We start from the raw sequence: 13441 nt of genomic DNA, 5'->3' as shown, positions 1-13441 counted from the left end.
GGCTTGGATGGGCTTCCTACAAGCTCTCGATCACCTTCCGCAGCAGCGTCTGGACACGCTGGGCTGATGCCTTGAGCTCGGGATTGTCGATTGCTTGCATCGATGCGACGGGATCAATGGCCGCGATTTCTGTGCGATCTTGAGCGATTTCCTGGACTACGACATTGCACGGCAGCATCGTGCCGACCTTGTCCTCCAGTTGCAGGGCCTCATAGGCGAGCTTCGGATTGCATGCGCCAAGGATACGATAGTTTCGAAAGTCGGTGCCAAGCTTCTCCTTGAACGTTCGCTTGACGTCGATTTCCGTGATGATGCCAAAGCCGCCCTGCTTGAGCGCTTCCGTTACGCGCTGCGACGCAGCGTCGAAGCCAACCGGCAGTGTCTTGCTGAAATAGTAGGCCATCTCGTGTCCTCCTCGTCACCGGAGCTTTATCAAGCCGACCGACGTACGGCCGCTTGATTTGGGTCAAATGAGCGGACTCGAGGTCGCGGCGTGGGCCGGTGATCGGACGTTTGGCGGCAGGGGCCGAACCGAAGGCGTTCTGACTTAGATCAATCGACCCGGATGCGGCGCTGATACCATAATCGAAAGTTCGGAGACACGCGATGGCCGTAAGGGACGTTCTGCTCACCTTGACCAGCTATCCCGAGCCGACGCCGGTTTCGGTAATCGACCGCGCCGTATCGCTCGTCTCACTATTTGGAGCCCACGTCGCGGCGATCTCGTGTGAAGTCCATGTGCAAATACCCGGGACCTTCCTGTCTGGGGTCGGCAATGTCGGATCGATCGTGGCCGGTGAAGCTCACAAGAGCAGGAAAAATGCGCAGGAACTGCTGGCGACTTTTGAAGCGGCGGCTACGAAATCGGGGCTGCTGCACGAGACCATTCTCGAGCGTTGTCTGACGTCCGAAGTCCCGGACCTCCTGGTGGACTATGCGCGGCTGCGCGATCTCACCATCGTGCCGGTGCCGGAATCCTATGACCAATGGTATGCTGAAGCGATCATATTCGGTTCGGGAAGACCGACGCTGGTGCTACCGGAGGCGACTGCCTCGAAGGAAGCCGAACTCAACAGGGTGATCGTTGCGTGGGACTTCAGCCGCGCGGCGGCACGCGCCGTCTCCGATTCGATCCCGATCCTGGAGAAAGCGCGAGAGGTGTTCATTCTCACGGTGACCAACGAGAAGGCGATATCGAGCCGACGCTCGTCGTCCGAACTTGCGAAGAATCTCTCGCGTCATGGCATCGACGTGGTCGTCGAGGAAGTCAATGCCGCGGGACAAGCCATCGGCGAGGTTCTCGCGGCTCAGATAGCTTCCCGCAGGGCGGATCTGCTCGTCATGGGGGCGTATGGTCATTCCCGCTTACGAGAGTTCATATTGGGAGGCGCGACCCGCAGCATACTGACGAGGCCGCCAATTCCCGTGCTGTTGTCGCATTGAACCGATCGGTAATCGGCCAAGCTACTGAAGGGCGGCCGTAAGCGGACTATGCTGATGGATGTCCATCCGCCCAAGCCGGATAGCAGCGGATCCCCGGTGTTTCACGCCAGGGGGCTTTCGAAGACCTATCGAATGGGAGAGATCGACGTGCATGCGCTACGCGACGTCGATCTCGACATCTTTGAGGGTGAGTTCGTCGTGCTCCTTGGGCCGTCCGGATCGGGCAAGTCGACCTTGCTGAACATTCTGGGAGGCCTGGACAGTCCGACGTCCGGCGAGGCTCGTTGGCGAGACCACAATCTGGTCGGGGCGACCGACGCCGAGTTGACGCGTTACAGGCGCGAACATGTAGGTTTTGTCTTTCAGTTCTACAACCTCATCCCAAGCCTTACGGTGCTGGAGAACGTTGCACTGGTGAACGAGATAGCGGAGAAGCCTCTCGATCCGCTCGAGGCGATCACCCTTGTCGGGCTGGAAGAGCGGATCGACCACTTTCCCTCGCAACTGTCGGGTGGCGAACAGCAGCGCGTCGCAGTTGCCCGCGCCATCGTCAAGTCGCCCGACGTCCTGATGTGCGACGAACCGACCGGTGCGCTGGATTGCGAGACGGGCAAGGTGGTGCTTGCAGCCATCGCACGCGCCAATGAGCGGCTCCGCACGACGACCATCATCATCACGCACAATGCGGCGATCGCGGGCATGGCAGACCGCGTGCTGCGGCTTGGCGGCGGGCGGATTGTCGGCGAGGAGCGCAATACACACCGGCTCTCGGCGGAAGAGGTGCGGTGGTGAGCTTGCTCGATCGAAAACTGCGGCGCGACATCGGTGCCATGCGGGGGCAGGTGCTCACCATCGCCTTGCTGGTTGCCGCCGGCATCGCCGTCTTCGTGGGATCGGTCTCGACATACGAGTCCCTCGACACAGCAGTGGAGCGATTCTACGCGACGACGCGGTTTCCGCAGGTCTTCGTGACACTCAAGCGCGCACCGTTGTCGATCGTCACGCAGCTCAACGCGATTCCCGGAGTCGCCGCCGTCGATCCCCGCATTGTTCGTGAAGTCATCGTCGACTGGCCGGCGGCCTCGCAGCCGGTCTCGGCCCGCATGGTGTCGCTCGTACATGCCGGGGACGAGACCCTTGCCCGGCTGCATTTGCGACGAGGCATGGCGCCCGAACCCGGCTTCTCGCAGGACGCCGCGGTCAATGAGGCGTTCGCGGAAGCCAATGGAGTGAAGCCAGGCGAGGAGATCCGCGTGCTGCTGAACGGAAAGGTGGAGGCGTTTCACGTTATAGGCGTGGCGCTCTCAGCCGAATATGTCTACGCCGTCAAGCTGGGGCTGCCGATTCCGGACGACCGGCTCTATGCAATTCTCTGGGTGGACCGCAGCGCGGCGGAAGCCGGCTTCGACATGAAGGCAGCCTTCAACGACGCGGTCATTTCGCTGACGCCGGGCACAGACCCCAAGCCGGTGATCGATGAACTGGACCGGCTGCTCGAACCGTATGGATCGGTTGGCGCGGTCGAGCGGCGGGATCAGCCGTCCAACAGATTTCTCGAAGACGAATTGAATCAGCAAAAGGTGATGTCGACGACTATTCCCTTCATTTTCTTCGGCGTCGCCGCGTTCCTGCTCAACAGCGCGCTCGGCAGGCTGGTTGCGGTGCAGCGCGAGCAGATCGCCGCATTGAAGGCGCTGGGCTTTCCCACGACTGCGTTGAGCCTGCACTATCTGAAGCTGGTTCTCGTTATCGTGTTGATCGGGTCGGTACTCGGGATTGCCGCCGGTTGGGGCTTTGGAAGGGCAATGATCGCAAGTTATCGAGGATTTTTTCATCTGCCCGAATTGACTTTTGCGCTCGCTCCCTGGTCAGCGGTGTTGGGCATTGTGATCAGCGCAACCGCGGCGTCTCTCGGCGTTTTGACCGCCTTGCGGCAGGTCGTTCGCCTTGCGCCCGCGGTCGCCATGCGGCCGGCCGCGCCGCTCGACTTTCGCCGATCCTGGATCGAGGCCCTGCTGCCACGTAATGTCGCGAGATCGCGCCGGATGATGGTCCTGCGGAATACCGCTGGACGCCCACTCCGTTCCCTGCTGACCGTGGCGGGGGTGGCCCTTGCCGTGCCAATGATGGTGCTTGGGATATTCTGGCACGACGCGATCGGCGAGATGATTGATCTGCAGTTCAATCTGGTGGAGCGCGGAAATACGACGGTCACGTTTCCGCATCCGATGGATCGCTCGATCATTCGCGACCTGGCTCGCGAGCCCGGCGTACTAGCGGTTGAAGGCCAGCGCATGGTGCCGGTACGGCTTCGCGCCGGGCAACGCAGCTATCTGACATCTGTGATCGGCCTGGCTGTCGGGGACGAACTGCGCCGGCCGCATGACGCCATGCTGCGCCCAATCGCGGCCGGGCCCGACGGCATCACGCTCACCCGGCGTCTTGCCGAGCGGCTCGATGTGCAGGCCGGCGGCATCATCTCGATCGAAGCGATGGAGGGGCGGCGTCGCAAGCGAGATATCCCGGTCAGTGCTGTCGTCGATGAACCGATCGGAATGGCGTCCTACATGGAGATCGAGACGCTGAACCGTTTCACGGACGAAGGCGCCGTGGTCTCGGCCGCGAGCCTGTATGTCGAGCCGACGGCGGTAACGACATTGGGGCGGAAGTTAAAGAACCTCCCCACTATCGAATCCGTGACGATGAAAGCGTATACGCTCACGTCTTTCATGGAGAAAATCGCAGGGCTTATCTTTGTAACAGCCGGCATCCTTGCAGCTTTCGCCACGATCATCACGGTGGGCGTGGTCTACAATAGTGCCCGCATCAGCCTGCAGGAGCGAGCATGGGAGTTGGCCAGCTTGAGGGTGTTGGGCTTCACCCGTGGTGAGGTCGCAGGCATCCTTTTCGGCGAATTCAGCATAGAGATCGCTTTGGGCATTGCGGCCGGCCTGCCGCTTTCGCGCGTTGTCATCGATCTGATCGCGAGATTCCATTCCAACGAGAGCTTTCAAATACCTGCGGTGGTCGCCCCGACGACTTACTTGATTGCAGCCGGCGTCGTGATGCTCGCGGCCGTTGCCAGTGCGTACATCGTCAAGGCGCGTGTCGACCGGCTCGATCTGGTTGCAGCCCTCAAGGCCAGGGAATGAATATGCGCATCGCGGGCCGGCACATTGGAATGGCTGCGGGAATTCTGACCGCGGCCGGGATCGCGATCTGGCTTCTGGTGCCAGCGCCGGTGGCGGTCGAGACGAGCGCGGTGACGAAAGGACGCTTCGTCGCCACCGTCGATGAAGACGGCAAGACACGCGTGCGCGAGCGATACGTTGTCGCTGCACCGCTCGCAGGACGGTTAGGCCGGATCCGCTTCAAGGTCGGCGACCAGGTGCAGGTCAACGACGCCGTCGCCACGATCTGGCCATCGCCGGCGCCGCTGATGGACCCACGAACCCGGCGGGAAGTCGAGGAAAGGCTGGGAATGGCCGAAGCCAACCTCGAGCGGACCAAGGCAGTTGTCGAGCGGGTGCGGGATCAGGTCAACCAGGCCAATACCGATCTGACGCGGGCGCGGACCCTGGCCCAGCAAGGGGCCGCTACGGTGCAGACCCTTGAACGTGCCGAACTTGCGGCACGCCTGGCTGACCGGGATCTTCGTGCGGCGGAATTTCAGGATCACGCCGCCGGGCATGAGATCAGTCAGATGCGCGCATTGCTGGCGCGTTACGGCAGCGACGGCGACGGTCAACCGGAAAGCTGGAGCGTCGCTTCGCCGGTCGCCGGCGTTGTTTTGGGGGTGACGACGCCAAGCGAGACGACCGTGCAGCCGGGTACGCCGCTTCTGGACATCGGCGACGCCAGAGATCTCGAAATCGTGGCCGATGTCCTCAGCACCGACGCAGTCGAGATCCGTGCGGGGGCTGATGTCACGATCGACCATTGGGGCGGCGAGGGGAAATTGAGGGGCCGCGTCCGCCGGGTTGAGCCGGCGGCATTCACCAAGGTCTCTACGCTTGGCGTCGAGGAGCAAAGGGTCAATGTTCTCGTCGATCTTCTGTCGCCACCGGGACAGTGGGCGCGGCTTGGCGACGGCTATCAGGTCGACGTTGAGATCACCGTCTTCGCAAAGGACGACGCGACGATCGTCCCATCTGGCGCACTCTTTCGCCGAGGAGAGCGCTGGAACGTCTACGTCGCGAAGGACGGGCGCGCCGAATTGCGTCAACTCGAGCTTTTGCGCCGCTCGGGTCGTCTAGCGGCAGTCGCTTCCGGCCTGGCTCCGGGAGAAAAGGTGATTGTCTATCCCAGTGACCGTGTGGCGCCGGGCAAGAGGGTCTCGCAACGAACGCGTTGATCTTGCTCAATGGGCGAAGCCGGATTTGGAAGAGTGTGATTTGTCGCCAACCGTGGGAATAAGATCATGTCGTTTGAGCGGGTCCTGCGATGGGCCTTGGTCGCGATTGCGATCGCGGGATTGGTCGCAGGTATTCTCGCGCGAGCCGTCGGCCGGCCTGATCTCGCCGATCTTGCATGGGAACTCGGCACGGCGCCCGTGATTGGAGGGCTTGCGGTCTCCATCGTCAGGGATTTTCTGAGCGGCCGCCTCGGGGTGGACGCCGTTGCGCTGCTGTCCATGAGCGCGGCGTTGGCGCTTGGCCAACCGCTTGCCGGGGCGGTGGTCGCGTTGATGTATTCCGGCGGCAACGTGCTGGAAGACATCGCGGTCGCACGCGCGGAGCGCGACCTGCGGTCGCTGGTCGATCGTGCGCCGCGGCAGGCCCATCGCAAGAGCGGCGAGCGGATCGAAGAGGTTGCAGTCGATGCAATCTCGGTCGGCGAAGAACTTCTGGTGCGGGCCGGCGAGATCGTGCCGGTCGACGGTATCGTTGGCTCGGCTTCGGCTACCATTGACGAGTCCGCCGTGACCGGCGAACCGATCCCGGTCGAAAAAGCGCGTGGCAGTGCCGTTCTGTCAGGCTCGTTGAATGCGGGTGAGACGTTCGAATTGACCGTGACCGCGCCGGCTGGCGAGAGCACCTATGCCGGCATCGTGCGCATGGTGACGGCGGCGCAAACTGCAAAAGCTCCCTTCGTGCGACTGGCCGATCGCTACGCGCTGATCCTTCTGCCGGTCACGCTTGTCATCGCCTTCGTGGCGTGGCGGATCTCCGGCGATCTGACGCGCAGCCTCGCTGTGCTCGTCGCGGCAACACCATGTCCGCTGATTCTCGCGGCACCGGTTGCTTTCATTGCCGGCGTGGCGCAAGCGGCGCGCCGCGGCATTCTGGCCAAGGGCAGTGGGGCGCTGGAAGCGCTGGCTCGTGCGCACACCGTGTTGTTTGACAAAACAGGCACCTTGACGGTCGGAGGGGCGCGGTTGCTGTCGATCGAAGTCGCGCCAGGAGGGGACCCTGACGAGGTGCTCAGGCTCGGGGCATCGCTTGAGCAGGCTTCACATCACGTGCTTGCAAAGACTGTGGTGGCGGCGGCTCTCGATCGCCGCCTCGAGCTGAAAGCACCCGAACAGGTCAAGGAGGCGATGGGCTCGGGCTTGAGCGGCCGGATCGACGGACATCAGGTCACGGCCGGATCGCGGCAGATGCTTTCCTCGAATGCTGAGCTCTTGCCGTGGGAGCTGCGGGCAATCCGGCGCGCCTCGTGGCGCTCGGCGCTGATAGTCTTTGTCGCCGTGGACGGACGTACAATCGGTGCGTTGCTGCTGGCTGATGAACTTCGTGCCGACACGCCGAGAGCGATTCGGTTGCTCCGCGACGCGGGCATCGCGCGCATGGTTATGGTCACGGGTGATCGTGCCGCGGCGGCGCAAGCCATCGGTGCTGCGCTCGACCTCGATGCCGTGCTGGCGGACCGCGTTCCTTCCGACAAGGTCGAGGCGGTGCGCGCCGAGCAACGGCTGCATCCGACCATCATGGTCGGCGATGGTATCAACGACGCCCCGGCGCTGGCCGTGGCAGACATCGGGGTCGCGCTCGGGGCGCGGGGAGCCAGCGCCTCGTCCGAGGCGGCTGATGTGGTGATCCTGGCCGACCGCCTTGACCGTGTGGGCGAAGCGATCATCATTGCGCAGCGGGCGCGGCGGATTGCCCTGCAAAGCATTGTCGTCGGCATGGGGTTGTCGCTGGTGGCGATGATCGCCGCCACTCTCGGCTGGCTAGCGCCGGTGCCGGCGGCGATCGTGCAGGAGGTGATCGATGTTGCCGTCATCCTGAACGCGCTGCGCGCGCTCACTCCAGCCTTCGGCGCTGGCGGCCGTCGCATCACGCCGGAGCAGGGGCTGACTTTGCATCACGATCATCAGACCCTGTTCAGGGACCTCGACCGCCTGCGCAAGATCGTCGATGCATTGGACGACGTGCCCCCCGAAACGGCCGGAACATTGATTGGCGAAGCCCAGCGGGTGGTTCAGGGCAGCGTCGTGAAACACGAGCGCGATGACGAAGACAGCGTCTATCCGAAGCTCGCAGAGGTCCTGCGCGAGCGCCATGGTCTCTCCGCCATGAGCCGCGCCCATCGGGAGATACTGCATCTTGCCCGGCTGCTCAGCCGGATCGTCGAGGACATGCCCTCGGAGAAAATCGACCGCTATCTCGTGCGGGACGCGCAACGCGTGATCGAGGCGATCGAGACGCTGGTGCGCATGCACACGGCCCAAGAGGAGGATATCTACGAAGCCGTGTCGGCTCAGGCCCCGGCCTAGCGGCACAATTCCTCTGTTCCGGTGCAAAGGAGGTTCGCCATCTCGAAGCAGGAACTTGCCAACCCGCCGATACTTCCGGAGTACCCGCACGCTCTGCCTGTCACGGAACTGCTCAGTCAGTTGCGCGTATCCGGAGCCGAAGGGCTCTCCGAGACCGAGGTCAGCGCACGGCGCAAGCATTTCGGTGCGAACACCATCGCCTCCCGACGTCCAGCCGGCGCGATGCGCCTGCTGCTGCACCAGTTCAGGAGCCCGGTCGTCTATCTCCTGAGTGGCGCAGCCGGCCTGGCGCTATATTTTGGTGAACTGGAAGAAGGAAGCGCCATCGTTGCGGTGCTTGCCATCAACACGCTGATCGGTTTCGTGACCGAGTTGAAGGCGGTCAGATCGATCGAGGCTTTGCGTGCGCTTGGCACGCATACCGTCCGTGTCCGTAGGCAGGGGCTGGTGCGTGGGGTTCCGGCCGAGGAACTCGTTCCGGGAGATGTCGTTGTTTTGGAGGCCGGTGACGCGGTTACGGCTGACCTGCGTCTGATCGAGACATCTCGCTTTTCCGCTGACGAGTCGTCGTTGACCGGAGAATCGGTCGCCGTCGAGAAACAGATCGACCCGGTCGGCGCAGACACCCGTCTCGGCGACCGCGCGTCGATGGCGTTCAAGGGCACCGCCGTTACGCGCGGGACCGGGGCCGGCGTCGTCGTCGCGACCGGCTTCGCCACCGAACTTGGCCGAGTGGCCCGTCTTGTCCTCGAATCTGATCCGGGTAGCTCGCCTCTTGAACGCAAGCTCGAACGCCTGTCGTTGCAGCTCGTTTGGGCGACCATCATGGCCGCCGCCGTTATCGGCACCCTCGGTCTCCGCGGCGGTGAGAAACCTCTCGTGATAGTCGAGGCGGCGATAGCGCTCGCCGTGGCGGCGATCCCCGAGGGCCTTCCGATCGTTGCTACGCTCGCGCTCGCCCGCGGCATGTGGCGCATGGCGCGACGGAACGCGCTGATCGAGCGCTTGTCCGCAGTCGAGACGCTTGGGGCTACGACCGTCATCCTCACCGACAAAACGGGCACTTTGACCGAGAATCGGATGACGGTGCGGCGGCTCTACACCGCCTCTGGCGAGATCGAACTCGAGGCAAAAGCGCAGCAAAGTGAGGGTTCGCAGATTGGCCATGACCCACAGGCCGTTCAATTGCTGCGAATTGCAGTCCTTTGCAACGACGCCCACCTCGACTTGGCAGACAAGAGCGGCAGCGGCGACCCGATGGAGATCGCGCTCTTGCGTGCCGGATTGAACGTGGGCATATCGCGGATTGCCCTGCTGGATGGGCAGCCGATCGTTGGGAAGCACGCCTTCGATCCTGCCACCAAGATGATGGCGACGGTTCACGAATACGACGGTGGCGTGCTGGTAGCCGTGAAGGGAGCGCCGGAAGCAGTCCTCGCCGCCACGACGCGCCTGGCCGTCGCACACGGCGAGGTCGTTCTCGATGACGACATGCGAGCGGAGTGGTTAAGCCGGGCTGAGCAGCTCGGCCATCACGGCCTGCGCGTACTTGCCTGTGCGATGAAAGCCGAGACGCGGGCCGATGTTCCGCCCTATGAGGGGTTAATCCTTGTTGGCCTGATTGGTCTCGAGGACCCTCCGCGTGCTGAGGTACCAATGGCGATCCGGGACTGCAGGCGAGCGGGAATTCGCGTGATCATGGTCACCGGCGACCATTTGGTGACAGCGCGAAGTATCGGGCGCGCCGTCGGTCTTGGCGAGAACATCGCGAATGCCGTTGAAGGCAAGAAGATCGCGGAGGTGATCGAGACCGGATTACCTTCGCTCCGCGACATCGGAATTTTCGCGCGGGTGAACCCTGATGAGAAGCTTGCTCTCGTCAAGGCATACCAGGCGGCAGGCGAGATCGTCGCCATGACCGGGGACGGGGTCAACGACGCGCCGGCGCTACGGCAGGCCGATATCGGTGTGGCCATGGGCCTAAGGGGAACCGATGTTGCACGCGAGGCGGCGGCCATGATTCTTCTCGACGACGCATTTCCGACCATCATCAAGGCGATCGGCGAAGGTCGCATCATCTTCGCCAATATTCGGCGTTTCGCCGCCTACCTGTTGTCCTGCAACCTTAGCGAAGTGATGGTAGTCGGCCTGGCCGTGCTGTCGACGTTACCCTTGCCGCTTCTGCCGCTACAGGTTCTGTATCTCAATCTCGTGACTGACGTATTTCCGGCCTTCGCGCTGGCGATGGGCGAAGGCGAGGCGGGTATCCTCAATCATCCTCCACGCGATCCACAGGAATCCATTCTGGGCCACCGCCAATGGATTACGATAGTGCTGCATGGTGCTGCATTGACGGCCGGCACATTCGGCGCTCTGGCTGTGTCGTCCTGGTTGGTTCTCGACGCCCAAGGGACCGTGACCGTTACGTTTCTCACGCTCGCCTTTGCGCAGCTGTGGCACACGTTGAACATGCGTGATCAGCACTCACCTGTCTTCGTCAACGAAGTGACTCGGAACGGCTGGCTGTGGTGCGCGCTAGTGCTTTGCGCGGTACTGATTGCCGTGCCGCCCTACCTGCCGCCGATTGCCCTGCTATTGCAGCTTTCACCTCTTACCTTCGAAATGTGGTCCGTTGTCATTTTCTTCAGTTTGATGCCGTTGGTCATTACGCAGGTCGCGACCGCGGTCACTAGTGGATGGACCGCAAGGCGATCAAGGGGCTGAGGTGAGGACGTTACCAACTATGCTTTGCGGTACATCATCGATGCAAATTTCATCGGCGCCGCCGGAATTCGGCGCTCGCGGCATTGATCGCATCAATATTCGATGAGCTGCGTCGGCAATAGTTCCAGCTATGAGAAGATCGGGCCTTGCCAGACCTCGTCCAGCGGGGCAAATGCCGTGCATCCTCGACCGAAGGCAGCGGGACAGCCGCCCCGCGAGCCGGCTTCCGGGTCAATAGACGAAGGCTGGAGTTTCGAGGAGGTGGTCATTCACCGCTACGACGCCGGGGATCGTCTCTGCGGCAACGCGAATGGCCGTACGTTCTGCAAGCGATGGCGCGAAACCCCAGATATCGATCACACCGTCCTGTACGGTCGCGTTCAAATTGAATGTATGAGCCCAGGGTTGCTTTCTGACCTCCTCGAAGAACCTCTTCCGGATGGCTGAGTCGGGCAACGAAATCTCGAGCTTCGGCCTGGCGCTGGCGATCGCCTGGAGCAGGTTCGCTCGGCTGACGATTCCGACGAGCTGGCCTTCCTTGTTGACGATGGGAACGCGCTTGATCTGATGCTCTTCGAGCAGCATCGCAATGTCGTGCAACGGCGTCTCGGGCGCCGCGCTGGCAACGTCTCGTGTCATGATGTCCTGCACCTTGATCGAGTGCGATTTGACATAGTCACTCGCGAGGTCGGCATCGCCGGTCAACAGGCGCAACCACCAGGAGGGGGAGCGTTCGGTGCTGCTCTCGGTTCTATGCAGCAGATCGCCTTCACTCACGATTCCGAGAACTTTATTGTCGGCATCGACGACCGGCACAGCACTGATCCGGTGCTCCAACAGCATCTGCGCCACCTGGCGGACGGTCGCATTCGGCCCGACGGTAACCACCGGCGACATCATCACATCTCGTGCCTGCATGATAGACCCTCCGTATCGCCTTTCAATTTCGGACCATCTTGCCTGATCGTGGGTGGTCCGGTTTGATCGGGATCAAGCATCGCAGCCGTCCCGGCGACGGGCCGCTGCAACGTCTTTGATTTCTGTCAAGCGTTTCGCCGATCCAGGGGCGATAAGAGGCCGTCGCATTTTGCCGGAGCATCATCATGTCTGTCGCAAGCGTCATGGTCTATGTCGATTCCGAACAGCAGGCGGCAGGCCAAGTTGCCGTTGCCGGGGGGATTGCGAGAACGTTCGGAGCGAGCGTCCTGGGTATTTCCGCGGTGGCGGTGGAAGCTCCCTTCGTGGCAGAGGGTGTCGTCATCGAGCAGACCACCGAGGAAGACATCAAGCGCATAAAGGCAACGCTTTCGGCGAAGGAGGCTTGGTTCAAGAGGGTGCTCGGCCTGCCGGGCGAGACGGTCGAATGGCGCTGGGCACTGGACTATCCGACCGACTTTCTGGTCGAGCAGGCTCGCGCGGCGGATATTGTGGTCGTCAAGCGTAGGTCACACACGGCCAGCCACTCGCACTTCCTCGATCCAGCCGGAGCCATGCTGCGGATGGGACGCCCCACCTTATCGGTGCCGGAGCGGGTGACGGAGTTGTCCGGCGAACGCATCGTGGTCGGCTGGAAGGACACACGGGAAGCACGTATCGCCGTTCGCGATGCCATGCCGTTTCTGACCAGGGCCTCCCAGGTCACAATCGCGGAAATCTGCACGTCGGGCGAGCAGGATGCGGCCCGCAAACGGGTTCGCGACGTGGCCGGCTACCTTCAACGACATGGCGTGCAGTCCCAACACGAGATACGTGTCCACACTGCGGAGCCGGACGGAGGCTATCTTGTTCGGTTGGCATCCGAACTCGGCGCCGACCTCATCGTCACCGGCGGCTATGGACACAGCCGGTTGGGAGAATGGATTTTTGGCGGCATGACCCAGACCCTTCTGCAACAGGCACCGGTCTGTCTGCTGATGTCGCACTGAGTCAATGCGGCGGGAGTGTGCGCAATGGACAAGGATGGTCAAGCGGCGCAGCAGAGCGCGGTGAAGCAAAGGTCCGAGGTGGCCGCTCCCGATCGGGGAAAGCCGGTCGTCGAAACCGGGCTGGCGGATCGCGCGATCAGGGATGCCGTAGAAGACGACGAGGTACGCGAGGCACTGAATTTGCGTGGTCGCGACAAGCGCCGGTAGTCCGAGAAGCTTTTATCACGAGCGGAAGTCCGTCAAATTCCGCGGCAATGCGTGCGAGACCAAAAGGGGTGGGCAAGATCGCGACGATCGCCTCGTCATTGTTTCGCCGATGAACAAATTGGGCGGATCAGCGCCCCTTTCTCAATTGCCTCGCTTCGAGTTGCCGCTCAAATCGTTGAGTCCGTTTTCCTTGGTACCCATTGATCTCCGCATTTCACATAGGAGCGCTTGACAGCCGACCAGGCCGTGCGATGAGCGATCTCTTCCTGCCGGAGATCGCCGACATGCGAAGCAAAGGAGTGATTGAACGCCTCCCGGTAAATGTCCAAAGCGTGGGGCGGCAAATGATGCCGCACGCCAGCGGGAAGGTCTTGGTTCGAGCGGTAGGGCATCGTTCGTGTCCTGGGGCGGATCGTCGCCGTCT

11 protein-coding genes are annotated in these 13441 nt (G+C 62.4%); 8 read left to right on the top strand and 3 right to left on the bottom strand.

Translation table 11 applies throughout. The features are described from left to right. Positions 1 to 16: 16 nt before the first annotated feature. Positions 17 to 403, bottom strand: coding sequence for a DUF302 domain-containing protein (locus QY049_RS07210; protein WP_258762198.1), 387 nt, complete (start codon positions 401 to 403; stop codon positions 17 to 19). A gap of 203 nt (positions 404 to 606) precedes the next feature. Here QY049_RS07210 and QY049_RS07205 point away from each other — a divergent pair, with 203 nt between their 5' ends. The 6 genes from QY049_RS07205 to QY049_RS07180 all read left to right on the top strand — a co-directional run bounded on the left by QY049_RS07205 (position 607) and on the right by QY049_RS07180 (position 10885). Continuing rightward, positions 607 to 1443 carry a universal stress protein gene (locus QY049_RS07205; RefSeq protein ID WP_258762197.1) on the top strand — a complete coding sequence of 279 codons (837 nt, stop codon included), beginning with the start codon at positions 607 to 609 and terminating at the stop codon, positions 1441 to 1443. A gap of 54 nt (positions 1444 to 1497) precedes the next feature. Continuing rightward, on the top strand, positions 1498 to 2235 hold the full coding sequence (locus tag QY049_RS07200) for an ABC transporter ATP-binding protein (protein ID WP_194476597.1): 738 nt from the start codon (positions 1498 to 1500) through the stop codon (positions 2233 to 2235). After that, complete coding sequence (locus tag QY049_RS07195) at positions 2232 to 4595, top strand: ABC transporter permease (protein WP_258762196.1); 2364 nt, start codon at positions 2232 to 2234, stop codon at positions 4593 to 4595. Before QY049_RS07200 ends, QY049_RS07195 begins: the two co-directional genes overlap by 4 nt. Then, on the top strand, positions 4592 to 5797 hold the full coding sequence (locus tag QY049_RS07190) for an efflux RND transporter periplasmic adaptor subunit (RefSeq protein WP_367401175.1): 1206 nt from the start codon (positions 4592 to 4594) through the stop codon (positions 5795 to 5797). Before QY049_RS07195 ends, QY049_RS07190 begins: the two co-directional genes overlap by 4 nt. A 66-nt stretch (positions 5798 to 5863) precedes the next feature. Further along, a complete protein-coding gene (locus QY049_RS07185) occupies positions 5864 to 8161 on the top strand; it encodes a heavy metal translocating P-type ATPase (protein ID WP_258762195.1) in 2298 nt (765 codons plus the stop codon). A gap of 39 nt (positions 8162 to 8200) precedes the next feature. Continuing rightward, complete coding sequence (locus QY049_RS07180) at positions 8201 to 10885, top strand: cation-translocating P-type ATPase (protein WP_367401179.1); 2685 nt, start codon at positions 8201 to 8203, stop codon at positions 10883 to 10885. A gap of 231 nt (positions 10886 to 11116) precedes the next feature. On the opposite strand, the gene QY049_RS07175 is transcribed toward QY049_RS07180, so the two are convergent. Further along, positions 11117 to 11785, bottom strand: coding sequence for a CBS domain-containing protein (locus QY049_RS07175; RefSeq protein WP_301269225.1), 669 nt, complete (start codon positions 11783 to 11785; stop codon positions 11117 to 11119). A gap of 203 nt (positions 11786 to 11988) precedes the next feature. On the opposite strand from QY049_RS07175, the gene QY049_RS07170 reads away from it, so the two are divergent. Both QY049_RS07170 and QY049_RS07165 read left to right on the top strand, forming a co-directional pair. Beyond that, entirely contained in the window at positions 11989 to 12810 is an 822-nt protein-coding gene (locus QY049_RS07170) for a universal stress protein (RefSeq protein ID WP_301269224.1), read from the top strand. 24 nt (positions 12811 to 12834) lie between these two features. Next, complete coding sequence (locus QY049_RS07165) at positions 12835 to 13017, top strand: hypothetical protein (RefSeq protein ID WP_194476592.1); 183 nt, start codon at positions 12835 to 12837, stop codon at positions 13015 to 13017. Positions 13018 to 13184: 167 nt separating this feature from the next. Here the strand turns inward: QY049_RS07165 and QY049_RS07160 are convergent, their stop codons facing one another. Then, entirely contained in the window at positions 13185 to 13409 is a 225-nt protein-coding gene (locus tag QY049_RS07160) for a ChaB family protein (protein ID WP_258762191.1), read from the bottom strand. Positions 13410 to 13441 lie beyond the last annotated feature (32 nt).

The sequence above is a fragment of the Bradyrhizobium sp. WYCCWR 13022 genome (assembly GCF_030435535.1).
Lineage (GTDB): Bacteria > Pseudomonadota > Alphaproteobacteria > Rhizobiales > Xanthobacteraceae > Bradyrhizobium.
This window is presented reverse-complemented; position numbering and strand designations above follow the sequence as displayed.